Annotated in this window: 21 protein-coding genes and 2 pseudogenes; 12 read left to right on the forward strand and 11 right to left on the reverse strand. The window is 69.1% G+C overall.

Going from position 1 to position 24,609, the window contains the following annotated elements; genetic code table 11:
- Nucleotides 1-281 precede the first annotated feature (281 nt).
- A complete protein-coding gene (gene gltB / locus AC5WS8_RS14915) occupies nt 282-4,877 on the forward strand; it encodes a glutamate synthase large subunit (RefSeq protein ID WP_496103924.1) in 4,596 nt (1,531 codons plus the stop codon).
- On the forward strand, nt 4,870-6,333 hold the full coding sequence (locus AC5WS8_RS14920) for a glutamate synthase subunit beta (RefSeq protein WP_496103851.1): 1,464 nt from the start codon (nt 4,870-4,872) through the stop codon (nt 6,331-6,333). Before gltB ends, AC5WS8_RS14920 begins: the two co-directional genes overlap by 8 nt.
- Before the next feature lie 175 nt (nt 6,334-6,508).
- On the opposite strand, the gene AC5WS8_RS14925 is transcribed toward AC5WS8_RS14920, so the two are convergent.
- Nucleotides 6,509-7,420: a rhomboid family intramembrane serine protease gene (locus tag AC5WS8_RS14925; protein WP_496103852.1), complete on the reverse strand. Its 912-nt coding sequence runs from the start codon at nt 7,418-7,420 to the stop codon at nt 6,509-6,511.
- Between the two features lie 141 nt (nt 7,421-7,561).
- Between AC5WS8_RS14925 and AC5WS8_RS14930 the strand changes: the two are divergent.
- Nucleotides 7,562-7,819, forward strand: a pseudogene (locus tag AC5WS8_RS14930) (VWA domain-containing protein); the annotation flags it as partial.
- Nucleotides 7,820-8,603: 784 nt separating this feature from the next.
- Here the strand turns inward: AC5WS8_RS14930 and AC5WS8_RS14935 are convergent.
- On the reverse strand, nt 8,604-8,846 hold the full coding sequence (locus AC5WS8_RS14935; protein WP_496103853.1) for a GntR family transcriptional regulator: 243 nt from the start codon (nt 8,844-8,846) through the stop codon (nt 8,604-8,606).
- A 153-nt stretch (nt 8,847-8,999) separates the two neighbouring features.
- On the opposite strand from AC5WS8_RS14935, the gene AC5WS8_RS14940 reads away from it, so the two are divergent.
- Both AC5WS8_RS14940 and AC5WS8_RS14945 read left to right on the forward strand, forming a co-directional pair.
- Complete coding sequence (locus AC5WS8_RS14940; RefSeq protein ID WP_496103854.1) at nt 9,000-9,380, forward strand: DUF6415 family natural product biosynthesis protein; 381 nt, start codon at nt 9,000-9,002, stop codon at nt 9,378-9,380.
- Nucleotides 9,377-9,547: a hypothetical protein gene (locus AC5WS8_RS14945; RefSeq protein ID WP_496103855.1), complete on the forward strand. Its 171-nt coding sequence runs from the start codon at nt 9,377-9,379 to the stop codon at nt 9,545-9,547. The genes AC5WS8_RS14940 and AC5WS8_RS14945 overlap by 4 nt, the downstream gene beginning before the upstream one ends.
- Nucleotides 9,548-9,811: 264 nt before the next feature.
- Here the strand turns inward: AC5WS8_RS14945 and AC5WS8_RS14950 are convergent, their stop codons facing one another.
- From AC5WS8_RS14950 to AC5WS8_RS14980, 7 genes are all read right to left on the reverse strand, one after another.
- Nucleotides 9,812-10,057, reverse strand: a complete 246-nt coding sequence (locus tag AC5WS8_RS14950) for a hypothetical protein (RefSeq protein WP_496103856.1) — start codon at nt 10,055-10,057, stop codon at nt 9,812-9,814.
- Nucleotides 10,057-10,530 carry a hypothetical protein gene (locus AC5WS8_RS14955; protein WP_496103857.1) on the reverse strand — a complete coding sequence of 158 codons (474 nt, stop codon included), beginning with the start codon at nt 10,528-10,530 and terminating at the stop codon, nt 10,057-10,059. The genes AC5WS8_RS14950 and AC5WS8_RS14955 overlap by 1 nt, the downstream gene beginning before the upstream one ends.
- A 488-nt stretch (nt 10,531-11,018) precedes the next feature.
- Nucleotides 11,019-11,288, reverse strand: a complete 270-nt coding sequence (locus tag AC5WS8_RS14960) for a zinc finger domain-containing protein (RefSeq protein ID WP_496103858.1) — start codon at nt 11,286-11,288, stop codon at nt 11,019-11,021.
- A gap of 14 nt (nt 11,289-11,302) precedes the next feature.
- A complete protein-coding gene (locus AC5WS8_RS14965; RefSeq protein ID WP_496103859.1) occupies nt 11,303-13,933 on the reverse strand; it encodes a phage/plasmid primase, P4 family in 2,631 nt (876 codons plus the stop codon).
- 217 nt (nt 13,934-14,150) lie between these two features.
- On the reverse strand, nt 14,151-14,300 hold the full coding sequence (locus tag AC5WS8_RS14970; protein ID WP_496103860.1) for a hypothetical protein: 150 nt from the start codon (nt 14,298-14,300) through the stop codon (nt 14,151-14,153).
- The gene (locus AC5WS8_RS14975; RefSeq protein WP_496103861.1) at nt 14,297-14,587 is read right to left on the reverse strand and encodes a helix-turn-helix domain-containing protein; all 291 of its coding nucleotides are present in this window, start codon (nt 14,585-14,587) and stop codon (nt 14,297-14,299) included. The genes AC5WS8_RS14970 and AC5WS8_RS14975 overlap by 4 nt, the downstream gene beginning before the upstream one ends.
- A gap of 232 nt (nt 14,588-14,819) precedes the next feature.
- Entirely contained in the window at nt 14,820-16,304 is a 1,485-nt protein-coding gene (locus AC5WS8_RS14980) for a recombinase family protein (RefSeq protein WP_496103862.1), read from the reverse strand.
- A gap of 48 nt (nt 16,305-16,352) precedes the next feature.
- Between AC5WS8_RS14980 and AC5WS8_RS14985 the strand changes: the two are divergent.
- From AC5WS8_RS14985 to AC5WS8_RS15000, 4 genes and pseudogenes are all read left to right on the forward strand, one after another.
- Nucleotides 16,353-16,823, forward strand: a pseudogene (locus AC5WS8_RS14985) (VWA domain-containing protein); the annotation flags it as partial.
- Between the two features lie 123 nt (nt 16,824-16,946).
- On the forward strand, nt 16,947-17,567 hold the full coding sequence (locus AC5WS8_RS14990) for a TetR/AcrR family transcriptional regulator (protein ID WP_496103863.1): 621 nt from the start codon (nt 16,947-16,949) through the stop codon (nt 17,565-17,567).
- Nucleotides 17,568-17,594: 27 nt separating this feature from the next.
- Nucleotides 17,595-18,419 carry a thiolase family protein gene (locus AC5WS8_RS14995; RefSeq protein ID WP_496103864.1) on the forward strand — a complete coding sequence of 275 codons (825 nt, stop codon included), beginning with the start codon at nt 17,595-17,597 and terminating at the stop codon, nt 18,417-18,419.
- Nucleotides 18,420-18,496: 77 nt separating this feature from the next.
- Complete coding sequence (locus AC5WS8_RS15000; protein WP_496103865.1) at nt 18,497-18,682, forward strand: hypothetical protein; 186 nt, start codon at nt 18,497-18,499, stop codon at nt 18,680-18,682.
- 58 nt (nt 18,683-18,740) lie between these two features.
- On the opposite strand, the gene AC5WS8_RS15005 is transcribed toward AC5WS8_RS15000, so the two are convergent.
- Together AC5WS8_RS15005 and AC5WS8_RS15010 are read right to left on the reverse strand one after the other, a co-directional pair.
- Entirely contained in the window at nt 18,741-19,484 is a 744-nt protein-coding gene (locus AC5WS8_RS15005; RefSeq protein ID WP_496103866.1) for an ankyrin repeat domain-containing protein, read from the reverse strand.
- Between the two features lie 123 nt (nt 19,485-19,607).
- Nucleotides 19,608-20,504, reverse strand: a complete 897-nt coding sequence (locus AC5WS8_RS15010; RefSeq protein ID WP_496103867.1) for a hypothetical protein — start codon at nt 20,502-20,504, stop codon at nt 19,608-19,610.
- A gap of 219 nt (nt 20,505-20,723) precedes the next feature.
- On the opposite strand from AC5WS8_RS15010, the gene AC5WS8_RS15015 reads away from it, so the two are divergent.
- From AC5WS8_RS15015 to pepN, 3 genes are all read left to right on the forward strand, one after another.
- Entirely contained in the window at nt 20,724-21,074 is a 351-nt protein-coding gene (locus AC5WS8_RS15015) for a chorismate mutase (RefSeq protein ID WP_496103868.1), read from the forward strand.
- 295 nt (nt 21,075-21,369) lie between these two features.
- Nucleotides 21,370-21,927: a response regulator gene (locus AC5WS8_RS15020; protein WP_496103869.1), complete on the forward strand. Its 558-nt coding sequence runs from the start codon at nt 21,370-21,372 to the stop codon at nt 21,925-21,927.
- A gap of 56 nt (nt 21,928-21,983) precedes the next feature.
- Entirely contained in the window at nt 21,984-24,476 is a 2,493-nt protein-coding gene (gene pepN / locus AC5WS8_RS15025) for an aminopeptidase N (RefSeq protein ID WP_496103870.1), read from the forward strand.
- Nucleotides 24,477-24,609: the final 133 nt, after the last annotated feature.

Raw genomic sequence — 24,609 nt, forward strand, 5'->3', positions numbered from 1 at the left:
CCGCGGGCAATGACGCCTGCTCCGCACCCCCTCACGGTGGGCGATGTTGCCCTCCGCTCCGGGTCGACGGACACTGATCTGTCCGCTTGCGCCCCCTCCACTTCCATCGCCGTGCGTGAAACCGCGCCACGCCCCGGCGATGTCCGCATGTTGGAACGGTGTATCCCGGTTCCCGAGAACCGCTCCATCATGTAACCTGCACGAAATTTTGCACTCTTCGCAGAGGGCCAACGTCGTCCCTCGGCACCTGCATATGCCACATGACGACGACGGGAGAGCCGATGCGTACGCCGCGCCAGCCGTCCCAGCACTCCGCGAATGGCCAGAACTGGTCCTTCATGGATGCTCGCCCTGCTGCGCAGGGTATGTACGACCCCCGCAACGAGCACGACGCCTGTGGCGTCGGCTTCGTGGCCACCCTCACCGGCGAGGCGAGCCACGCGCTGGTCGAGCAGGCGCTCACGGTGCTGCGCAACCTGGAACACCGCGGTGCCACCGGCTCCGAGCCCGACTCGGGTGACGGCGCCGGCATCCTCTCCCAGGTGCCCGACGCCTTCTTCCGTGAGGTGGCCGGATTCGAGCTGCCCGAGGCGGGTGCCTACGCCGTCGGCATCGCGTTCCTGCCCGAGGACGGCGCCGACGGGGCCGCCTCGCAGATCGAGTCGATCGCCGCTGAGGAGGGTATGACCGTCCTCGGCTGGCGCGAAGTGCCGGTCGCGCCCGAGCTGCTCGGTGCCACCGCCCGCTCCACGATGCCCGTCTTCCGCCAGCTGTTCGTGACGGACGGCGGGAGCAAGGGCATCGACCTCGACCGCAACGCGTTCGTCCTGCGCAAGCGCGCCGAACGTGAGGTCGGCGTGTACTTCCCGTCGCTCTCCGCGCGCACGATCGTCTACAAGGGCATGCTGACCACCGGCCAGCTCGAGCCCTTCTTCCCGGACCTGTCCGACCGCCGCTTCGCCACGGCCGTCGCGCTGGTCCACTCGCGGTTCTCCACGAACACCTTCCCGAGCTGGCCGCTCGCCCACCCGTACCGCTTCGTCGCGCACAACGGCGAGATCAACACGGTCAAGGGCAACCGCAACTGGATGCGCGCCCGCGAGTCGCAGCTGATCTCCGACCTGTTCGGACCGCAGGAGAAGCTGGAGCGGATCTTCCCGATCTGCACCCCGGACGCCTCCGACTCGGCCTCCTTCGACGAGGTGCTCGAGCTGCTCCACCTCGGCGGCCGCTCCCTGCCGCACTCCGTGCTGATGATGATTCCCGAGGCGTGGGAGAACCACGACTCCATGGACCCGGCCCGGCGCGCCTTCTACCAGTTCCACTCCACGATGATGGAGCCCTGGGACGGCCCGGCCTGCGTCACCTTCACCGACGGCACCCAGGTCGGCGCCGTGCTCGACCGCAACGGCCTGCGCCCCGGCCGCTACTGGGTGACCGACGACGGCCTGGTCGTCCTCGGCTCCGAGGTCGGCGTCCTCGACATCGACCCCGCCAAGGTCGTCCGCAAGGGCCGCCTGCAGCCGGGCCGCATGTTCCTCGTCGACACCGCCGAGCACCGCATCATCGAGGACGACGAGATCAAGGCGGCCCTCGCCGCCGAGCAGCCCTACGCCGAGTGGCTGGAGGCCGGCGAGATCGAGCTGGGCGACCTGCCCGAGCGCGAGCACATCGTGCACACCCACGCCTCGGTCACCCGCCGCCAGCAGACCTTCGGCTACACCGAGGAAGAGCTGCGCGTGATCCTCGCGCCGATGGCCAAGACCGGCGCCGAGCCGATCGGCTCCATGGGCACCGACTCGCCGATCGCCGCGCTCTCCGAGCGTCCGCGTCTGCTCTTCGACTACTTCACCCAGCTGTTCGCCCAGGTCACCAACCCGCCGCTGGACGCGATCCGCGAGGAGCTGGTCACCTCGCTGCGCTCGTCGCTGGGTCCCGAGGGCAACCTCCTGGAGCCGACCGCCGCGTCGTGCCGGAGCGTCACCCTGCCCTTCCCTGTGATCGACAACGACGAGCTGGCCAAGCTCATCCACATCAACGCAGACGGCGACATGCCCGGCTTCAAGGCCGCCACCCTCTCCGGGCTCTACCGGGTGCACGGCGGCGGTGACGCCCTCGCCGCGCGCCTCGAGGAGATCTGCGCCGAGGCCGACGCCGCCATCGACAACGGTGCCCGCCTGATCGTCCTGTCCGACCGCCACTCGGACGCCGAGCACGCGCCGATCCCGTCGCTGCTGCTCACCGCGGCCGTCCACCACCACCTCATCCGCACCAAGCAGCGCACCCAGGTGGGCCTGCTGGTCGAGGCCGGCGACGTCCGCGAGGTCCACCACGTCGCCCTGCTCATCGGTTACGGCGCCGCCGCCGTCAACCCGTACCTGGCGATGGAGTCCGTCGAGGACCTGGTCCGTGCGGGGACGTTCCTGCCCGGAGTCGAGCCCGAGAAGGCCCTCCGCAACCTCATCCACGCCCTCGGCAAGGGCGTCCTGAAGGTCATGTCCAAGATGGGCATCTCCACCGTCGCCTCCTACCGAGGTGCCCAGGTCTTCGAGGCCGTCGGTCTCGACGAAGCCTTCGTCGGCAACTACTTCAGCGGCACCGCCACCAAGATCGGCGGCGTCGGCATCGACGTCATCGCCAAGGAGGTCGCCGCCCGCCACGCCAAGGCCTACCCGGCCTCCGGCATCGCTCCCGCGCACCGCGCGCTGGAGATCGGCGGCGAGTACCAGTGGCGTCGCGAGGGCGAGCCGCACCTGTTCGACCCGGAGACCGTCTTCCGTCTCCAGCACTCCACGCGCACCGGCCGCTACGACGTCTTCAAGAAGTACACGGCCCGTGTGAACGAGCAGTCCGAGCGCCTGATGACGCTGCGCGGCCTGTTCGGCTTCACGTCGGACCGGAAGCCGATCCCGATCGAGGAGGTCGAGCCGGTCTCGTCGATCGTCAAGCGGTTCTCCACGGGTGCCATGTCGTACGGCTCCATCTCCCGGGAGGCGCACGAGACCCTCGCCATCGCCATGAACCAGCTGGGCGGCAAGTCCAACACCGGTGAGGGCGGCGAGGACCCGGAGCGCCTGTACGACCCGGCGCGCCGCTCGGCGATCAAGCAGGTCGCCTCCGGCCGCTTCGGCGTGACCTCCGAGTACCTGGTCAACGCGGACGACATCCAGATCAAGATGGCCCAGGGCGCCAAGCCCGGCGAGGGCGGCCAGCTGCCCGGCCACAAGGTGTACCCGTGGGTGGCGAAGACCCGGCACTCGACGCCGGGCGTGGGGCTCATCTCCCCGCCGCCGCACCACGACATCTACTCCATCGAGGACCTGGCGCAGCTGATCCACGATCTGAAGAACGCCAACCCGCAGGCCCGCATCCACGTGAAGCTGGTCTCCGAGGTCGGCGTCGGTACGGTCGCCGCGGGTGTCTCCAAGGCGCACGCGGACGTCGTCCTGATCTCCGGTCACGACGGCGGTACGGGTGCCTCCCCGCTGACGTCGCTGAAGCACGCCGGCGGTCCCTGGGAGCTCGGCCTGGCCGAGACCCAGCAGACCCTGCTGCTCAACGGCCTGCGCGACCGCATCGTCGTGCAGACCGACGGCCAGCTGAAGACCGGCCGTGACGTGGTCATCGCCGCGCTGCTCGGCGCCGAGGAGTTCGGTTTCGCGACCGCGCCGCTCGTCGTCTCCGGCTGCGTCATGATGCGCGTCTGCCACCTGGACACCTGCCCGGTCGGCATCGCCACGCAGAACCCGGTGCTGCGCGAGCGGTTCTCCGGCAAGGCCGAGTTCGTCGTGAACTTCTTCCAGTTCATCGCCGAGGAGGTCCGCGAACTGCTCGCCGAGCTGGGCTTCCGCTCCATCGAGGAGGCCGTCGGCCACGCCGAGGTCCTCGACGTGACCCGCGCGGTGAACCACTGGAAGGCGCAGGGCCTGGACCTGGAGCCGCTGTTCCACGTGCCCGAGCTGGCCGAGGGCGCGGTGCGCCACCAGGTCATCGCGCAGGACCACGGCCTGGAGAAGGCGCTCGACAACGAGCTGATCAAGCTGGCCGCCGACGCCCTGAACGCGGACTCCCAGGCCGACGCCCAGCCGGTGCGCGCCCAGGTCGCGATCCGCAACATCAACCGCACGGTCGGCACCATGCTCGGCCACGAGGTGACGAAGAAGTTCGGCGGCGCGGGCCTGCCCGACGACACGATCGACATCACCTTCACCGGTTCCGCGGGCCAGTCCTTCGGCGCCTTCGTGCCGCGCGGTGTGACCCTGCGACTGGAGGGCGACGCCAACGACTACGTCGGCAAGGGCCTGTCCGGCGGCCGGGTCGTCGTCCGCCCGGACCGTGCGGCCGACCACCTCGCCGAGTACAGCGTCATCGCGGGCAACACGCTCGCCTACGGCGCGACCAGCGGTGAGATGTTCCTGCGCGGCAAGGTCGGCGAGCGGTTCTGCGTCCGCAACTCCGGTGCGCTGGTCGTCGCGGAGGGTGTGGGCGACCACGGCTGCGAGTACATGACCGGCGGTCGCGCGGTGGTCCTCGGCGAGACGGGCCGCAACTTCGCGGCCGGCATGTCGGGCGGTGTCGCGTACGTCATCGATCTGAACCGCGACAACGTCAACGCCGGCAACCTCGGCGCCATCGAGGCCCTGGACGACGGCGACGAGCAGTGGCTGCACGACGTGGTGCGCCGCCACCAGGAGGAGACCGGCTCGACCGTGGCCGAGAAGCTCCTCGCCGAGTGGGACACCGCCGTGACCCGCTTCAGCAAGATCATTCCCAGCACGTACAAGGCAGTGCTCGCCGCCAAGGACGCCGCCGAGCGAGCCGGTCTGACCGAGACCGAGACCCACGAGAAGATGATGGAGGCGGCGACCAATGGCTGATCCCAAGGGCTTCCTGAACCACGGCCGCGAGGTCGCCGAGTCCCGCCCCGTCCAGGAGCGCGTCAAGGACTGGAACGAGGTCTACGTCCCCGGCTCCCTGCTGCCGATCATCAGCAAGCAGGCCAGCCGGTGCATGGACTGCGGCATCCCGTTCTGCCACAACGGCTGTCCGCTCGGGAACCTCATCCCCGAGTGGAACGACTACGCCTACCGCGAGGACTGGACGGCCGCCTCCGAGCGGCTGCACGCCACGAACAACTTCCCGGAGTTCACCGGCCGCCTGTGCCCCGCTCCGTGCGAGTCGGCGTGTGTGCTCGGCATCAACCAGCCGCCGGTCACCATCAAGAACGTCGAGGTCTCGATCATCGACAAGGCGTGGGACAGCGGGGACGTCAAGCCGCAGGCCCCCGAGCGCCTGTCGGGCAAGACGGTCGCGGTCATCGGCTCCGGTCCCGCCGGTCTGGCCGCCGCCCAGCAGCTGACCCGGGCCGGCCACACGGTGGCCGTGTACGAGCGCGCGGACCGCGTCGGCGGCCTGCTCCGCTACGGCATCCCCGAGTTCAAGATGGAGAAGCGGCACATCAACCGCCGTATCGAGCAGATGCGCGCGGAGGGCACCCGCTTCCGTACCGGCATCGAGATCGGCCGCGACCTGAAGGCGTCGGACCTGCGCAAGCGCTACGACGCGATCGTGATCGCCGCGGGCGCCACCACCGCCCGCGAGCTGCCGGTCCCCGGCCGCGAGCTCAAGGGCGTCCATCAGGCGATGGAGTACCTGCCGCTGGCCAACAAGGTCCAGGAGGGCGACTACGTCACCGCCCCGATCTCTGCCGAGGGCAAGCACGTCGTCGTCATCGGCGGCGGTGACACGGGCGCGGACTGTGTGGGCACCGCCCACCGGCAGGGCGCGGCCTCCGTCACGCAGCTGGAGATCATGCCCCGTCCGAACGACGAGCGGCACCCGGTGAACCAGCCGTGGCCGACCTTCCCGATGCTGTACAAGGTCACCTCCGCGCACGAGGAGGGCGGCGAGCGGGTCTACTCCGTCTCGACGACCCACTTCGAGGGCGACGAGGACGGCAACGTGCAGTGGCTGCACCTGACCGAGGTCGAGTTCATCGACGGCAGGCTGACGCCGAAGCCGGGCACCGAGCGCAGGATCCCCGCCCAGCTGGTCACCCTCGCCATGGGCTTCACCGGCACCGACCAGCAGAACGGCCTGGTCGAGCAGCTCGGCCTGGAGCTGGACGAGCGCGGCAGCATCGCGCGCGACGCCGACTTCCGGACCAACGTGCCGGGTGTGTTCGTGGCCGGTGACGCGGGCCGCGGCCAGTCGCTGATCGTCTGGGCGATCGCCGAGGGCCGCTCGGCAGCCCGCGGCGTCGACCGCTACCTCACCGGCGCCAGCGACCTGCCTGCCCCGATCCGTCCGACGGACCGGGCGCTGATGGTCTGACGTCCCCGCGACGACAGATGACCTGACGGTCACTCATATTCGTCCCGTACAACGGCGTACGGAACACAGACGGCGCCTGCCACCTGTCCCCGACCGGACGACTGGCAGGCGCCGTCGCTTGCCCGCCCTCCGGCAGCCGACGCCTGGGTGCTCACCGGCCGTGCCGGCTCACCTGTCAGCCGGTCAGCTCAGTGACCTTGCCCGCGGTCAGCAGCACCAGCAGCACCAGGACCCCCGCGCACGCCGCCGCCTGGAGCAGACCGCGGCGCGGGCCCCGGGGCACGTACGCGTACGCCGCCGTCACCGGACCGCCCGTCAGCAGGCCGCCGAGGTGCGCCTGCCAGGACGTGAGGCCCGCGGAGATCAGCAGCCACAGCAGCAGGCCCGCCATGGAGCGGTTGACGATGCTCATGTCGGCGCCCAGTCGGCGGGCCATCACGTAGTAGGCGGCGCCCAGACCGAAGATGGCGCCGGACGCGCCGATCGTCGGGGTGTCCGGGGCGATCAGCAGCACGAGGACCGAGCCGCCGAGGGCCGACAGCAGGTAGAGCGTGATGTAGCGGATGCGGCCCAGCTGTGCCTCCACGACCCGGCCGATGTTCCACAGCGCGACCATGTTCATCACGATGTGCAGGACCCCGAACGTCGCCTCGGTGGCCGGCACGTGCAGGAACGCGCCGGTCAGCAGCCGCTCCCACTGTCCGCCGACGAGTCCCTCGGCGTGCAGCCCGGGCGGACAGGGGTGCGTCCACAGGTAGTGGCCGCCGTCCGGACCCACGAGACCGGCGCCCAGCATGGCGAACCGGTCCACGATGGCCGGGCGCACCAACTCGCCCAGGTAGGCCAGGACGTTGAGGCCGATCAGGACGTACGTCACGACCGGTGCCGTGGCGATCCGGCCGCCGAACGCCGTGCGAGCCTGGCGCACCGACCGCGCGCCCTCCTTGACGCACTCCACGCACTGGTGCCCGACGGCGGCCTCGCGCATGCAGTCCGGGCAGATGTACCGGTCGCAGCGCGTGCACCGGACGTGGGACTCCACCTTGGGGTGGCGGTAGCAGGCGGTGAGGGCGGACTCGGGCTGCACGACCGGCTCCTGGACGGGAAGGGACGGGAACGAGCCGGTGGGGACGGCGGCGAACAAGGTAGCGAATGCCGGTGAGTGGAGGGAACGCGGGGCTGGGGTGACGTAGCCTCGGCCTGCCCGCCCGCACCGAAAGGGAGCCGCATGGCAGCGATCAGCCTGACCAAGGTGGAGCAGACCGCGCCCGCGCTGGTCAGCCTCTACAAAACCGCCGGCGTCTCGCTGCGCAAGCACGGGCTCGGGGGTCAGCGGGCCGCCGTCTATCTGGTCGTCGACCACTCCGGCTCCATGCGGCCGTACTACAAGGACGGCAGCGTGCAGGCGCTCGCCGAACGCGTGCTCGGGCTGTCCGCACACCTCGACGACGACGGCAGCGTGCCGGTCTTCTTCTTCTCCACGGACAACGTTCCACATGAGGTAGCACGTTCGGTGACCAGAGCCCGTGATCATGGTCCGGACATCACCGCAGGTCACAGCGCTGCATAGTCATGCGGATCACGCTGGATTTGCTGACTGCAAACACTCGCCCCTCTGGGCGCCCCTGAGACGGCCGACAGGGCGCCCCGCTCCGGCCGTCCGGCCGGTCCGCCGGAGACTGGCAGAGCTGCCCTGGGCGGCCAGCACTGGCCCCGCCGGAGCCGTGCCAGCACGGCCACGCTCAAGGCTCTCCATGTGTGGCATCCCGTAGGTCACTCCGATGCCCGTGATCACGCAGGTGATCTTGCCCTTGGAAGAGATGCACGCGCTGAACGCGCGGCCAGCACGGCACCGCTGTTTCACTGGCCATGCATGCACGGCGCAGGCATCCCGGCATTGCCTGGCCGTGACTTTTCCGTGGGTCAATCGTTGCCATGCTTTGCGCCTCGTTGCCCAGCAACGCCGCACAGTCCGTACATGTAGACGAACCCGCAGGCCAGCGGACTGCGCCGAGCCTGCGCCACAGGCGAGCAACGCGAGCGCAAACGTCCCCGCCGCGCCGCTGGCGCGCATCCTCGCAGGTCAGAGGGCTGAGCCGCCGGCTCTGACCCGGGGGTGTTAAACCGGGGCTGCTGGGCTGGGCTGAACCCACCCCTCACATGCGCGCCAGACCTCTCAGGGTCGGTGACCAGGACGAACGGAATACCGTCGTTTCAAACGAGGGTAAGCGCGGCAACCCCAACAAGTACGTGGTCAACGAGTCGGGGCTCTACTCCGGCGGCTGGCGGACGAAGATCCCCATACCGGTGACGGTCTCCACGAGTCCTTCGTCCTTGAGCACCTGAACGGCCTTGCGCAGCGTGTCTCGGGCCACCCCGTAGGTGGCCTCCATCTCCACGATGCTCGGAATGCGACGACCCATGGGGATGGTGCCGTCCTTGATCTGCCGACGAAGGTCATCGGCGATCTGCCGGTACGGCGGAACGGGTCCCTCACGGTCGATAGCGCTCATGATCCGGGACGTTAGGTGACTGCCCTAGTCCTGCCATAGCTACCCATGGGGGGTAGCAGGGGGTAGTACACCCAGATACCGTGGGAGCCGAAAGGACCCCGGCGAGTCGGATCAGGGCTCCCGGGGCGTGGCCGACACCCGAGGAGTGCCGACATGTCGAAACCTACCGCCATGCCACCCCAGATCGAACAGGCGGACCCACGCCCGCCGGACGTGGCCGAAATGCGCTGTCGCGCACTGCGCCTGATCGACCCGGAGTTCCCGGCACCCGAACCGGAGGAACTGGAGACGCTGAACGCGCTGCTGCGCGGACACCTCCAACTTCTCATCCCCGAAGTCGAGAACATGGCCAGGCCTCTACCGGCGGACGACGTTCCCAGGGCATGCGCCATGGCGTGCTCAGGAGAAGCGCGAATGCGGCTGCGCCTGGGATGGACCGAGGCAACCCCGGCCGTACGGCTGGCCGTGGCAAGGAAACTGGCCCGCTCCGTCAACGCCCTGTGCGACCACTACGAGAATCTGGCGGGTACGTGACCGAGTTCATCGCCGGAATGGTCGCCATGTGGCTGATCGGCCAGGCACGCGCCAGCATCAAGGCCACCGAAGAAGACATCCGCACCCTGCGCCAGCGTGCCGCACAGCGGGACGCCGAATGGCGCAGGCTCTACCCGAAAGACCAGGAAGGGCAACAAGAGCCGTAGGGGGAGCGCTGCGCGCGGGGGAGTGTGCGGGGGATGAACGGGGAGGAGGGGAGTAGTCATCACCCTTCCGCGCGCATGTCCCAAAGAACTGACCCATTCCCTTCAATTTCAAGGGAAATGCAGCCTCTGAAGGCATAAATAAAGAGAAATCCCCCGGTCCGTCACCCGGGGGATTTTCTCTGCGCCTGTCGGGCCTCATTCGCGCCGGTAGGTCATGACGCCTGAACGATCCTCAGCGTGAATGCACGCCTCACAGACGCATGCTCAGATTCCGGCCGTCGGCCCGGAGTAGGTCTGCATGGAACCGCCCATGAACCCGGAGTCGGGAGACTCGGAGTCCGTGGCGTTCGGTCCGGGGCGCTGTGCGCCCGTGTTCGCCCCGCTGAGCGGCTGCTGGGTGTAGGCCGCAGCGCAGCCACCCTTGAGCGCGTTCATGGGCTGAGAGCCGCCCTCGTGGCCAGGATCACCGGAAAGGTCGGTGCCCGGGACTGCTCGGATGTTCGCGTCCATCAGTACCCCATTCCCTGGTAGTTCTGGGTGCCGTTCGTGTTGCCCTGGCTCCGCAGATACTCCATGAGTTCCTGCGGACTCTGAGCCGCGTTGATCCGGGCGGCCTGCTCGCGATCAGAGCCCATGGGCGGGGCGACGCCCACAACGCCCATTTCTTGCATCCGCTGCATCTGCATCTGCTCTTCCGGAGTGAGCATCGGCGAGCGCGGATGTGCATATCCACCTGGCTGCTGGCCGTTCTGAGGGGCGTACCCCGGTGACTGCGGGCCAGTGGCCAGCAAATCGCGGTTCGCTTCCTCCAGCTCTCGCAGCCTTTCCTTCAAGTCTGCGTTTTCCTTGGCGACGCTCTGCGCGTACTGCCTAAGGCCCCGTCCGTCGCGCCGTTGGCGCTGCGGGGGCTGCTCTTCTACTTCGTACTCGTCGGCGTCGTAGCCGTCGCCGCTGCCGTAGTTGTAGCCCATGCCATAGTCCACGGCAGGTCCCCTTTCAGGTCGCCATCCCCCGGGACACAGGGGATGAGTTCCACTCCGGACTTCTTTGGACGGGGGCCGGGCGATCCCGTCGGGAACGACAGTACCGAGGAAATGGATCCCCCGAGCCGGCGATCGGGGTGACCTGGCCTTATTCGGCATTCGCGAGAACAGGCTCCCGCTTGTGCGGCGGGAGATACCGGCCAGGCTGCCCAGGGAATCGGTCAAGGCCTGGCCGGACATAGGGCTGACGCTTTGTTCGCCGCTCCCTGTTCGGCCACTGGATACCGAACCGGTCCCGGTGATGTCCTCGATGCCCTGGCTTTCGCAGACAAGGGCTGTCCTCACGGCGTGGCCGTGTGAGACCGCACATGGCGATCACGGGTATGGGCGACATACGATCACCTCCTCCTTCTTCCAACCACTCGGAATGGGATTGGTGGCCACCCCTGGCAGGCATCCGGGGGTGGCCACAGTTCTTATGCGGCGGGTTACAGCTCGGACTCGTGCAGCGCTTCTACGGCCGCCTCTGCGGCCCGTTCTCCATCCCTGGCCCACTTGATAGCGGCCCGTATCGCCCGGACGGCACGGGAGGCGTGAGGGGCTGTCCTGCCGTTGTTCATGACGCACGGGTCCCCGGCCGGAGCGGAGCACTGCGGGCACGGGAATTCCATGGGCTCCGGCATCGGGTGAGTGGCCCAGAACTGCTCAAGGGCCGTGGTGTACGCCGCGTCCATCGCGCGGCGGTCGATGTGAGTCACGGGTCTCCTTAGGGCTATGCGGCGGGCGGCGCGTCATTGCCGCCCGGGGGTACGAACGGACGGCCAGCGCGCCGAATCGGAGTCGGGGACTGGCTCTGACCAGGGCAGTTACCGTAGTTACCGGAAGGGTTGTAACTCTGGGCAAACGAGGTCTCGTAAGGAGGAACAACCGCTGCGGTAACTGCGGTAACCGGAGGCTCCTCTCCGGTGTCCTGGATGGCTTCTTCCACATCGTCCGTGGCCGTGCGGAAGCGGACACCGACCCATGCTTTGTAGGTCGACGGACGGGGCTTGTACGGCTCGAAGAACCCGGGCTCGCGGACGGGCTCCGAGATCTTCTCGCTCGCCTTCACCGGCTTGTTGACCACGCCCCGGCGGCGGAACTCGTCGTGTCCTCCGAGCCGCGTTGCCACGGTCTTGGCATTCCACGCATTCATCCGCTTCTCAGCCAACCACCGGTTCAACTCCTCCAGGAGATCGGAGGCACGGACATGCCGGTCCGGGTCGAACACCAACTGCTCGGTGATGAACGCGAGCGCCATATCCGATTCCTTGCGCCACTCAAAGGTGTCGGCCTCAACCCGTTCGGGAAGCGGTGGCATTACCTTGTCGGCCGCATACCAGCGCTGCGCACCCTCGACCAGCCAGGTGAGTACCGCCGCACGCACGTCAGGGTCGTTTTCACATCGAGCCCTGAGCCCCGGGTCTCCATGCCGGTCATCCGGGCTCAACAACTCTTCCCCAGGCTTACGGAAGCGGTAGGGGAATGTGGCCAGTGCAAGGCGGCGCCATGACCCGTGGTCGGTCTCTGTGATCTCCGGCCGGAAGTTCGTAGAGATGAACATGGCGTGCGTGGCGGTGTACGTCACCGGGTCCTGACGCATCCGCCTGGCTTTGATCTGCGGCGTACCTACCGTGCGCTTGAGACGCTGCGTGTCCAGCCTGCGTGCCTCCGGCGTTTCTTCCAGGACGGCGAAACGCACGCCCATCAGATCCATGAGTTCGGTGGGATGTGCTGATGGATCTGCCATCAGCACACGGTCTGAGAGCAACGTGAAGTAGTCACCCAGGGCTTTTGCAACGGCCGCGTTTTCGGTCGTCTTCCCGTTCTCACCCGAACCCTGGAAGACAACGAGTAGGTCATCCGGCGGTGTATGCCCGGTGGCCGCCTGTCCCTGCCGGAGTTGAAGCCAATCGCGGATGTCCCCCGGCACGGCTTCCAATGCCTTGTCCCAGTCCGGGTGCCGATAGCCAGGGCGGTACTCCGCGCCCGCCACCTTTGTCATGAGGAAGTCCGGGTCATGCGGCAGCAGTTCACCCGTGATGAGGTCCACCACGCCGTTTTGAGCGTTCAGCTTGTCGTGGTCGCGGTCGAGTTCTTCAGGCGTGGTGAACACGCCCTCAAAACCCCGAGTCATCTTCAGGATGGTGGTCTGTTTGTCGGCCCTCAATGCCCGTCGCCATCCGGTGATGACCTCCATGGGGACACTGCCCGGCTCCTGGCGCTCCTGATTCAAAGCGCCCTGGTATTGCCGGACTGCCCACTGTCGGACCTGTTCGGCCACCTCCAACTCGTCGCACTGACGCCAGACTTTGCCGGTCCAAGCTTTCCATTCGAGCCCTGGAACAAAGCGGTATATACCGGCCAGAACGTCGGACACCACGGACTCCGCAAGGAACGAGTCCTCGAATTGATCGCTAGTGCGGGGCGCAGTCCGTCGCGTGCGCCGCTCCTGCCATTCCCGTGGGTGGGCTATGCCGTCACTGAGCCCTGTATCGATGGCCTTGAACCCTTTCTCGTGGCCGTCCTTCCAGGACTCCACGGCCGCACACAACTGCGCACGGATCTCGTCCTCATGGAGATAGCGGGGCACGAAATGCCCGAGCCACAAGGCGCGGTCGTTGACCGGCTGCGTGGCTGGACCGCCTACCGGGAGATCTCGGATCTCCTGAAGTAGGACAGCAACGCGCTTACGCAGCCCCTCAGGGGTCCCCTGGAAGCCTTCTGGGGTGTCCACGGCCGTCCGGTCCTCCGGGACCGCACTCGGCCGTCCTGGGCGCGCGTAGGGCTTTCGAGGGGTCAGTTTGTCGGCAACCCATGCCGGGAGTTCTGCGGGCGGAGCCTGCACGGTGACCCGGTACTGACCGCGTACGCCGTTGTCCTCCACCACGGAGGGCGGGGCCACGACGTATCCGCCATCCCCCCGGGTGTCGATGTCCGGCCCGAGTCCGGCCTTTATGGTGCCGGTCGTGTTCCCGAGCCGTGGCTCCGGCATCAGGAAGTAGTGATGCCACCCGCCCGAGTGGGTCTGCACGGTGAAGGTCTCGGGGAACTCGCCGAACTCCGAGACCAACTCGGCGTAGGTCTTCGCGCCCACCTTCCCGGCTTTGGTGTCCACGTCCACCACGAGCGCGCCCGAGATCCCCGTAGCAATGCCGATGTTGGCGTTCGGGGTCTGGGTCCACCATGCGGAGATGACCTCCGGGTCGGTGGTCGCGTCCTTGAAGCCGTGGGCGGTGGCAGGAACCTTCGAGAGGGGGCGCAGCGGGAAAACTGACCAGCCTTGCTGGGCGTAGAAGAGAGCCCATCCAAGGAAGTCCGGCTCCGCCTCTGGAGAGGACGGAAGAGGCAAAGCATGTGCCATGCTGGAGGTAACTCCTTTTGGTGTGACCGCCCCGGTGGGATTCCTCTCCCTCTCCGGGGCGGTTGCGGTTTTGGGACTGGGACGTCAGACCCCGCACTAGGCGGGGCTCCTCTCCTCCGGCCGGTCCCTATGCGCTACGTCGTCATGTCATGCTGCTTTCATCGGGTGGTGATTGAGATCGCCCCGGTGTACCTGACCCGGGGCGGTTTCTCATTGGTCAGTCAGTTGTCTCGTCCTCGGTGTTGTCCTCGAAGACGCAGTCGACCAACGCCCCCAAGAGTCGGTCGATCTTTTCTTCGAGCCGTGCGACCCATTCGGGTTCTGTTTCAGACATGGTTGTGCCTTTCATCGGGTGGTGATGGTTCACGCAGCCTGATCCTGTGAAGGCGCAGGTGCGAGCAGAGAGAGCAGCTTTTCGCGGTGCTCTGGGGTAAGCGCGGGGGCGTTGTCGACAACGCGCCGGACGTAAAGGTCCAGGGCCGTCGGGGTGGTCACGTCAATGTGCGCGCGCACCTCTGCCTCAGACACTCGGGTGAGTCCGGACGTGACCTTGTATCCGGTCAGTTCGCCGCGCTCGATCATGCGGTAGACCGTGGTGCGACCGATACGAAGTATCTCCGCCGCGCGATTGGGTCCGATCAGATCGGATGGCACTGGGGCACAGTGCATTGCCATTCCTTCAGGAGAGCAGGCCGACGCAACGACACCGCGTCGTTACGGCCGGGGACTCTCCTTTCCCAACGGCAGTACCAAATGTATCGGGCAGAAAGAACGGCCATGAGGGGGGTTCCACCCGCCCCACGGCCGTTCTGTGGTGCCTTTACTTTTGAGTTGTGCTGTCTCTTTACCTAAGGCGTGCCCACTAGAAGACGGGCATCCTGGCTGGTCAGTCCTCGGATTTTACGAACCGGAGCCTGTCCATAACCGACTCTGACTCACTGTCCTCGACTCGCCGAACGTGAGGCTGTCCAATTACGCCAGGGGCGAACAGCAGGGCTGCGATAGCGCGTTGCGCGGTGACCTCCGTGGCCTCCCAGCGCTCCGCAGCGCCCGGCCCCACCTCGAACATGGACGCCAGGGGATTGGGCGCTGTGAGGGTCCTCTCGCGCTCCTGCAACTCCCTGATGGTGGACTCCAAGGTGGAGATCTTCCGGGCGATGATGCGCGCCTCCGCCGGAGTCTCCGGGTCCTCCGTCTCGAACGCCTCCAGGGTGGTGCGCGCCGTGGCGATGTCGGCGCGCACGGCGGACAACTCGGTGTCGTCGCTGCTGCCGGACAGTTCGGCAATCAGGTTCTCGTCGGACAGATAGTCCAGGATCACGCCGGGGTGTTCCGTGTCTCCGATCAGGATGGCGTCCGTCTCCGCCTTATCGATCCGCAGATGCCCGTACGCGTAGCAGGCGTACACCGGGCGGATCTGGCGGTTGCTGCCTTTACGGACCCCCATGCGTCCACCGCAGAGGTCGCAGCGCAGCGTGCCGGTGAGGACGTGGCGCACGCTGGTCGTGGTGTGCGTCTTCCGTGACGGATCGGCGAGCAACCGCTGTACGGCCTCGAAGGTCTCCGGCTCGATGATTGGTTGCCAGTTACCAGGGCGCTCACTGCCACCGTGGACACGGACCCCGATGTACGCCTTACGCATGAGCATCTGGCGCAGGTTCTGCGGTGAGAACGTGGCCCCATTCTCGCGGCTGACAATGCCGCGCCGCTCCCAATCCATGGCCACCGCCCGGATGGACTCAGGCGCCTTCTCAGGCGTCCCCAGGACGCGCCGGAACAGTTCCTGTACCAGCGGTGCCTCTTCGGGGTTCGGGTACTGCCTCACGGGCCGTGGACGGCCGTCAATGAGTTCGTAGTCCCTGGCGTACCCGAACGGGGTCTTCCCGTGCGGCCTGCCCTCATCCAACGCGGAGTTCACACCGCGCAGCGTACGGACGGACAACAGCCTGGCCTCTTTCTCGGCATCGTTGATGCCGGAGATCAGGCTGTGGCGGTCCCCGTAGTTCTGGGGGTTGAAGGTGCGGTCAAGGCTGGTGACGTGGATCAGGTATCCGCCCAACTCGGCGGCGTCCACCAGGGCCACGCCCTTACCGGTCTCACGGGCGAGACGGGAGATCTCCCACAGAACGAGCACGGTCCCCGGGTCGCCGAATTCCTTGGACTCCAGATCGGCCATGAGCCGGTCGAAGTCATCCCGTGTCTTCCGGGCGAACTTCGATGCACTGCCCGTGTCGGCGTACGCCTCACCCCATTCCCACGGGCCGTGCTCCTTCTCGGCGTTGATGTTGTCCCGGTGCTGGTCGGTGATGCTGCGGGCAACGCGCCCCTTGCCCTTCGAGACGCGCAGGTACTCCCTGGCCGTCGTGGTCATGTCCCCTCCTGGTGGTGTCCTCTCAGGGGGACCATACGTAGAACTTTGTCCACGGACATCGACGCCGTCACCGACATCTCCCTCGCCGACCACCGCGGTCGCATCGACCGGATCGTCGCCGGGCTCGGGCACATGGGCAGGACCGCCTATCACGTGGCGATGGACGCCGTCATCGACCACTACCTCGACAGCGGCTCCGGGGACCCCGCGCTCGTCGTCTTCCAGACCGACGGCGGCCCCACCGACAGAGCTGCCGCGGAACGGTACCTGTGCAAGGCCGCCGAGCTGCCCATGTTCTGGCAGTTCATAGGCTTCGGGGATCCGGGGAGCAAGCAGTTCGAGTTCCTGCGCAGGCTCGACGAGCTGGCGGTGCCCGGGAAGCGGGTCGTCGACAATGCCGGGTTCTTCCACGCCGGTGAGGACCCGCGGACGGTGCCCGACGCGGAGCTGTACGACCGCCTGGTCGCCGAGTTCCCGCAGTGGCTTGCGGCGGCGCGGGAACGGGGCATCGTGGCCTGAGCCGACATGATCTCCCACTGGCGTCCGGCTGTTCGCCCTACCTGACCGGAGAGGTCGTCGCCGTCGGCAACCGGCACCCCTGGAGCGGTGCGGCGGACCCGCCCCCCGGAACACAATGGATCCGTGCCGACCAAGCCGACCGACAAGAAGCCCCAGGCGACCGCCGCGCCCGCCCGTCGCCGCGAGCTCCTCGACACCGCCGCCGAGGTCTTCGCCGAGCAGGGCTACAACGCCACCACCGTTCGCACGATCGCCGACCACGCCGGGATGCTCGCGGGCAGCCTCTATTACCACTTCGACTCCAAGGAGTCGATGCTGGAGGAGATCCTGCGCACCTTCCTCGACGAGCTCTGGGCCGGCTACGACACCGTCCTGGACGCCGGCCTGGGCCCTCGCGAGACGCTCGAGGCGCTGGTCACCGAGTCCTTCCGGGAGATCGACCGGCACCGCGCCGCCGTCGCGATCTACCAGAAGGAGTCCAGGCAGCTCGCGGCGCAGGAACGGTTCGCGTTCCTCGCCGAGTCGCAGCGCAGGTTCGAGCAGGCCTGGCTGTCCACCCTGGAGCGCGGGGTCGCCGACCGGGTCTTCCGGTCCGACCTCGACGTCCGGCTCACGTACCGGTTCGTGCGCGACACCGTGTGGGTCGCCGCCTCCTGGTACCGGCCCGGTGGACGGCACAGCCCGCAGGAGATCGCCCGGCAGTACCTGTCGATGGTGCTCGACGGGATCGCCGTGCGCACCTAGCCGTGCACCGCAGTCAAGGAGCCGACCATGGCCGAGGCCTACATCGTCGAAGCGGTCCGCACCCCCGTCGGCCGGCGCCGGGGCGGGCTCAGCCGGGTCCATCCGGCCGATCTGGGCGCACACGTCCTGAAAGCCCTCATGGAGCGCTCGGGTGTGGACCCGGCAGCCGTGGAGGATGTCGTCCTCGGTTGCCTGGACACCGTCGGGCCACAGGCCGGGGACATCGCCCGCACCTGCTGGCTGGCCGCCGGGCTGCCGCAGGAGGTGCCCGGCGTGACCGTCGACAGGCAGTGCGGCTCCTCCCAGCAGGCCGTGCACTTCGCGGCGCAGGCCGTCATGTCCGGAACCCAGGACCTGGTGGTGGCGGGCGGCGTGCAGAGCATGTCGCAGATCCCGATCGCCTTCGCCTTCCGTCAGGCCGCCGAACCGCTCGGCCTGACCGAGGGGCCGTTCGCGGGCAGTGAGGGCTGGCGGGCCCGCTACGGCGACCAGCCGGTCAACCAGTTCGTCGGCGCCGAGATGATCGCGGCCGAGTGGGGCATCACCCGCCGCGAACAGGAGGAGTACGCCCTCCGCTCGCACCGGCGGGCGGTGCGCGCCCTCGACGAGGGCCGCATCAACGAGGCGTTCGCCCCGGTCGTCCTCGCCTGGCTGAAGGAGACCGGCGCCGACCCGGAGAAGGTCAACGTCAACGGTGGCGCCATCGCCCTGGGTCATCCCCTGGGGGCCACGGGGGCCAAGCTGATGACCACCCTCCTGAACGAACTCGAGCGCACCGGTGGCCGCCTGGGCCTGCAGACGATGTGCGAGGGCGGCGGCCAGGCCAACGTGACGGTCATCGAACGGGTCTGACGCCTTCCGGGGACGCCGCGAGCAGTCCCCGGTCGTGCGCCACGGCCCAGCAGTTCGGCGGTGCGCTCGGGGCGGCCGTGGTCGGCACCGTGTTCTTCGAGCATCTCTCGCAGGGGCCGACACGGGCGCTGACCCGAGCGATGCCGTGGGTCACGGGCGCGTTCGTGGTGTGTGCGGCGCTGTGCACGGCGCTGCCCCGGCGGGCGGTGGCCGCGCACGAGGGCTGGGCGACGCAGGGGCAGCGAGTGTCCCAGGAGCCGTGAGCGCCACGGGAGCGGTGGGGGTGCGGGCCGTGAGGCCCGCGTCCCCCACTTGTGCGCCTCACCCGGTGAGGGCGCTGGGTCCCGCCTCCAGCAGGCCCACGATCAGGCGGTGTCCCGTCTGCTGGTCGTTCCCCGCCGCCGGCCGGCCGTCGCGCACCAGGCGGACCTCGACGGTCACCGTGCCGGGCTCCTGCTCCCAGCGCCGCGTGACGTACTCGTGCCCCGGGCCGTACGCCGCCTCGAGCCCCGCGCGGAGCTCCGCCGCGACGTCCAGCGCCAGCCAGCGCCGCGCCTCGCAGAGGGCTTCCCGTCGAGCCCGCGCGCCGTGGTCCAGCAGGGCCCGTACGCAGGCGGGGGAGCCGCGGCGGGCGGCCGCCACCAGCGGAGGCTCCCCGGTGGGGCCGGGCAGGTCCGGGTTCGCGCCGGCCGCGAGCAGCCGCCGGACGACCTCGGCGTGGCCCCGCTGCACCGCCCATGTCAGCGCCCGGAACCCGTACCCCTCCTCCAGATCCGGATCCGCTCCGGCCGCCAGCAGCGCCCGTACGACCTCGGTGTGCCCCCCGCAGGCGGCGCCGCACAGGGGGGCGTCGGCGCCCGCGCTGAGACGGTCGGGGTCGGCGCCCGCCGCCAGCAGCAGCCGTGCGACGCCCGGCGCGTCGCTCACCGCCGCCAGATACAGCGCCGTCTGGCCGTCCTCATCCGTCGACTCGGGGCTCGTACCCGTGCGCAGCAGCCGTAGGACCGCGTCCTCGTCCCCTGCGTACACCGCCGCGAACAGCCCCGGCGGCTCGTGCGTGTTCATGCCTCGACCCTCGCTCCGCGAGGGCGCGGGCGCAAAGACATATGAGGTGTTCTCTGCCACCTCCGTGCCGCCGTCGAACCCCTCACAGGCCGCACTCCGGTCGCTCGGGCAGACGCCGGCACCTCATGTGTCGCACTCCAGTACGGTGCGGCACAGCCCGCAGCGCGCCCGCACCCGCCCCCGCACCGGCACCCGGATCCGCTGGTGGCAGGTCGGGCACGGGAAGCAGACACCCAGGGAGTCGCGGCCCGCCGGGGTGAAGGAGTACGGCACGCCCGCGTGCGGGCCGACGACCAGGTGGTCCTGGGCGGAACGGCGGTCCCTGGCGTAGCGTCGGCGGCCCGCCCAGCCGGCCGCCGTCAGCGGCGGCTGCTGCTCGTCGCGGCGGGCCCGCGCCATGCCCTTCGTGTACGCCGAGTACGCCTGCGGGCTGGTGAACCACACCGCCGGGTCCTCCCCGAACAGCAGCGCCCGCTTGGCGAGGACGTAGCCGAACTCCTCCGGCGTGAGGTAGCCGAGCTTCTGCGACGACACCCCGTCCTCGCGGAAGGCGTCCAGCAGCAGCCAGCCCGCGCCCAGGTAGGTCGCCGCCGTGTCGGTGAGGATCTCGTTGTCGCGCGTGCCGGGGAAGGACAGGCCGAGACGGTGCAGATAGACATGCATCACCTCGTGCGCGAGAGCCGCGCCGATGTCCCGGCGATGGGTGCGGAAGCGGTCGTTGAGCTCCACGAAGTACTCCGGGCCCGCGGCGAGTTCGACGTTCGCCGCGTGCGTCATCTCACGGAAGCTGACGATCATCCGGGCGTCCGGCAGCCGGTAGTGCCGCACCAGCTCGCGCGCCACCCGCTGTGCGCCCAGGTGCAGGTCGTCCTGCTCGGAGAAGGCCACGTCGCCGGGGAGCACGCTGGTCGCGAAGGTGCGGATGGTGTCGTACGAGAGCCGCCTGTACAGCGCGGTGATGGCCGTCCGCACCGTGTCCAGATGTGGAAAGCCGTGCTCGACCGGTCCGCCGTTCGCCACGTCCGCACCCCCTGGAGACGCCGGCTGTGCTTCCACTGTAGGCGCGTTCGCGGTCGGTGGCGGGGCGTACGCGCGGCGCCCTGCCACCGGGGTGGTGCGCCCTGCCACCCGGATGGTGTGCCCTGGGCGGACGATGGCGCGCACGCCGCACGGAGGGGAGCGATCCGCACTGCGGACGCCGAAGATCAGGCAGGCGCGCGCACCGTAGGGTGGTCGCCCATGACCACCCGCCACAGCACCGCCTCAGACGTCGACCCGGCCGTCCGCGCCGAACTGGCCCGGCTGCGCGACAGCATCGACAACATCGACGCCGCCGTCGTCCACATGCTCGCCGAGCGCTTCAAGTGCACCCAGCAGGTCGGCCACCTCAAGGCCGCGCACCAGTTGCCCCCCGCCGACCCGGGCCGGGAGGCCGCTCAGATCGCCCGGCTGCGCCGGCTCGCCGAGAGCGCGAAACTCGATCCCGCGTTCGCCGAGAAACTGCTCAACTTCATCATCGCCGAGGTCATCCGCCACCACGAGCGCATCGCCGAGGACACCACGTCGGCGACGGAGACCCCCACCGAGTGACCCCGCGCCGGCCACGCCTCCCGCACCGCGCCCGTGGGTGGACGCGCCCCGCCGTAGCGGAACGTGCCGGACGGGCCGGGCGCACCGGTCGGGCGCACGGACGCAATCCGGTGCACGGCTGCCGGGCCCATCCCGAACGGACGACGGTCGGTGGACGCATGCTCGATCGATCGAACGCCCGTCGTTCACGTGTACGCCTTCCGAATCGGCCGAAAGGCTCGTTGTCCGGTCAAAGGTGCGCGCGGTAAGACGGTTCCGGCATAAGCTGGTTGCCCAAGCGAGGGGACCTCGGGCCATGCCGTCTGATGCCAGGATTCTCATCGTCGACGACCATGTGGACACGCTGTACGCGCTGGAAAGCGCCCTCGCCCCCCTGGGCTACCGCGTGACCCGCGCGACCAACGGCGACGCCGCACTCAAGGAAGTCCTGCGCGGCCGGGTCGGCCTCCTGCTCCTGGATGTGCGCATGCCCAAGGTCAGTGGACTCGACGTCGTGCGCTACATGCGGCGCGTGGAGCAGACCCAGCACATCCCGATCATCCTCCTCACCGGCTTCGGCATCGACGCCGAACTCACCTCCGCCGCCTTCGCACTCGGTGTCGCCGACCTCGTGACCAAGCCTGTCGACCCCTGGGCCCTGCGCACCAAGGTCCGCTACCTCTACAACGCCCACCAGCGCTCCCGGACCCTGGAACAGGAGGTCCGCGCCCTGCGCGCCCGCCTCAAGGAAGGCTCCACACTCCCGGCGCGCGCCCTGCCACACCCGGAGCCCCGCCTTCCGGGACAGCGCGACGACCACGCCCCGGAGCCGCCCCGCGCACCCACCAGCGCACGCGACGACGGACGGACATAGGGTGTGTACCGGACCGCCCCTGTGACCGATCGGCGGCATCAGGCAGCATGTCCCCCATGTCCGTACTGACGCGCGACGAAGCGCAGACCCGTGCCCGGCTCCTCGACGTCCACCGCTACGCGATCTCCCTGGACCTGACCGGCGACGACGAGACCTTCGACTCCCGTACCGTCATCGGCTTCACCGCCCGCGCGGCCGGGGACACCTTCGTCGAACTCAAGCCCGCCGAGCTGCGCTCCGCCACCCTGGACGGACACCCCCTCGACCCCGCCACCCTCGTCGAGAACCGGCTGCCCCTGAAGGACCTCACCGCCGGCCGGCACGAACTGCGCATCGAGGCCGTCATGCGCTACTCCCGCACCGGCGAGGGCATGCACCGCTTCACCGACCCCACCGACGGCGAGACCTACGTCTACACCCAACTGTTCCTGGACGACGTCCAACGCGTCTTCGCCGCCTTCGACCAGCCCGACCTCAAGGCCGTCTTCGACCTGACCGTCAAAGCACCCCAGGGCTGGAGCGTCCTCGCCAACGGCATCACCACCCACGACGGCGACGGCCTGTGGCACGCCGCCACCACCCCCCTCATCTCCACCTACCTGGTCGCCGTCGCCGCCGGCCCCTGGCACTCCGTCACCACCGAGCACCGCGGGCTGCCCTTCGGCCTCCACTGCCGCCGCTCCCTCGCCCCCCACCTCGACAGCGACGCGGACGAACTGCTGGAGATCACCCGCCAGTGCTTCGACCGCTACCACGAGAAGTTCGAGGAGCCCTACCCCTTCGACTCCTACGACCAGGCGTTCGTCCCCGAGTTCAACGCCGGCGCCATGGAGAACCCCGGCCTGGTCACCTTCCGCGACGAGTTCGTCTACCGCTCCGCCGTCACCGACACCCAGCGCCAGACCCGCGCCATGGTCATCGCCCACGAGATGGCCCACATGTGGTTCGGTGACCTCGTCACCCTGCGCTGGTGGGACGACATCTGGCTGAACGAGTCGTTCGCCGAGTACATGGGCTACCAGACCCTCACCGAAGCCACCCGCTTCACCGACACCTGGACCGACTTCGGTGTCGTCCGGAAGGCCTGGGGATACGACGCCGACCAGCGCCCCTCCACCCACCCCGTCGCCCCCGAAGCGGTCGACGACACCGCCTCCGCGCTCCTCAACTTCGACGGCATCTCCTACGCCAAGGGCGCCTCCGCGCTGCGGCAACTGGTGGCCTGGCTCGGGGAGAAGGACTTCCTCGCCGGCATCAACACCCACTTCGCCCGCCACCGCTTCGGCAACGCCACCCTCGCCGACTTCATCGACTCCCTGGCCGGCGCCACCGCCCGTGACGTGCACGCCTGGGCCGACGCCTGGCTGGGCACCACCGGCGTCGACACCCTCACCCCGCACCTCACCCGGACCGACGACGGCACCTACACGCTCACCGTCGAGCACGACGGCAGCCGCCCGCACCGCATCAGCGTCGGCCTCTACGACCGCCACATCGCCGACCACGGCACCCTCGCCCTGCGCGAACGACTCGACCTCGACGTCCCGCAGACCGCCCCCCAACCCCTCGGCAAGCGCCCCGACCTCCTCCTGCTCAACGACGGCGACCTCACCTACGCCAAGGTCCGCTTCGACGCCGAGTCCTTCGAAACCGTCCGGAGCGCCCTCGCCGGGCTGCCCCAGCCACTCAGCCGCGCCGTCGTGTGGAACGCCCTGCGCGACGCCGTCCGCGACGGCCGACTGCCCGCCACCACCTACCTCGACACCGCCCGCACCCACCTGCCGCACGAAACCGACCTGGCCCTCGTCGACGGCGTCCTCGCCTTCGCCTCCGGCCACATCGCCGACCGCTACCTGCCCCCGGCCGCCCGCCCCGCCGCCCTCACCACCCTCACCGGACTGTGCCGCGACCTCATCCGCCGCACCGAGGACGGCGACAACCCAGGACTGCGCCTGATCGCGGTGCGCCACTTCATCGACGCCGCCGCCCACCCCGACACCATCGCCGCCTGGCTCGCCGACGGCACCGTGCCCGGCGGACCCGAACTCGACCCCGAACTGCGCTGGCGCGTCCTCGGCCGCCTCGCCGTCCTCGGCGCCGTCGACGAGGCCGCCATCGCCGACGAACTCGCCCGCGACCCCAGCGCCACCGGCCAGGAAGGCGCCGCCCGCTGCCGCGCCGCCCTGCCCGACGCGGAAGCCAAACGGCACGCCTGGGACGCGATGTTCGCCACCGACGACCGGACCGACCTGTCGAACTACCTGTTCACCGCCACCGCCCAGGGCTTCTGGCAGCCCGAACAGGCCGACCTCGTCGAGGAATACGTCGACCGCTACTGGACCGACGCGCCCGCCGTCGCCGCGCGCCGCGGCCCCGCCATCGCCATCGCCGCAGGCCGCTGGGCGTTCCCCCGCCATGCCGTGCGCGAAGACACCCTCCGCCGCGGCGAACGGTGCCTGCGCGAAGCGGACCCCGTCCCGGCCCTTCGCCGCAGGCTCGTCGACGAACTCGACGACCTGGCCCGGGCCCTGCGCGTCCGCGGCGCATAGCCTCGCCGCCGCCCGGCGCCCGGCTCACCACCGGGCGCCGGCCGGGCGCCGCCCCCGCAGCCCCGGCCTCTTCCTCCCACCACCAGGGCAGTGCCTCCTTTCAGGCCTGATCGTTGTCCTCTTCGGGCGTGTC

The organism is Streptomyces sp. PTL18 (assembly GCF_059510295.1).

Coding starts and splice junctions, on each gene's coding strand:
- gltB (WP_496103924.1), top strand. CDS start 282: ATGCGTACGCCGCGCCAGCCGTCCCAGCACTCCGCGAATGGCCAGAAC.
- AC5WS8_RS14920 (WP_496103851.1), top strand. CDS start 4,870: ATGGCTGATCCCAAGGGCTTCCTGAACCACGGCCGCGAGGTCGCCGAG.
- AC5WS8_RS14935 (WP_496103853.1), bottom strand. CDS start 8,846: ATGAGCGCTATCGACCGTGAGGGACCCGTTCCGCCGTACCGGCAGATC.
- AC5WS8_RS14940 (WP_496103854.1), top strand. CDS start 9,000: ATGTCGAAACCTACCGCCATGCCACCCCAGATCGAACAGGCGGACCCA.
- AC5WS8_RS14950 (WP_496103856.1), bottom strand. CDS start 10,057: ATGGACGCGAACATCCGAGCAGTCCCGGGCACCGACCTTTCCGGTGAT.
- AC5WS8_RS14965 (WP_496103859.1), bottom strand. CDS start 13,933: ATGGCACATGCTTTGCCTCTTCCGTCCTCTCCAGAGGCGGAGCCGGAC.
- AC5WS8_RS14980 (WP_496103862.1), bottom strand. CDS start 16,304: ATGACCACGACGGCCAGGGAGTACCTGCGCGTCTCGAAGGGCAAGGGG.
- AC5WS8_RS14995 (WP_496103864.1), top strand. CDS start 17,595: ATGGCCGAGGCCTACATCGTCGAAGCGGTCCGCACCCCCGTCGGCCGG.
- AC5WS8_RS15005 (WP_496103866.1), bottom strand. CDS start 19,484: ATGAACACGCACGAGCCGCCGGGGCTGTTCGCGGCGGTGTACGCAGGG.
- AC5WS8_RS15015 (WP_496103868.1), top strand. CDS start 20,724: ATGACCACCCGCCACAGCACCGCCTCAGACGTCGACCCGGCCGTCCGC.
- AC5WS8_RS15020 (WP_496103869.1), top strand. CDS start 21,370: ATGCCGTCTGATGCCAGGATTCTCATCGTCGACGACCATGTGGACACG.
- pepN (WP_496103870.1), top strand. CDS start 21,984: ATGTCCGTACTGACGCGCGACGAAGCGCAGACCCGTGCCCGGCTCCTC.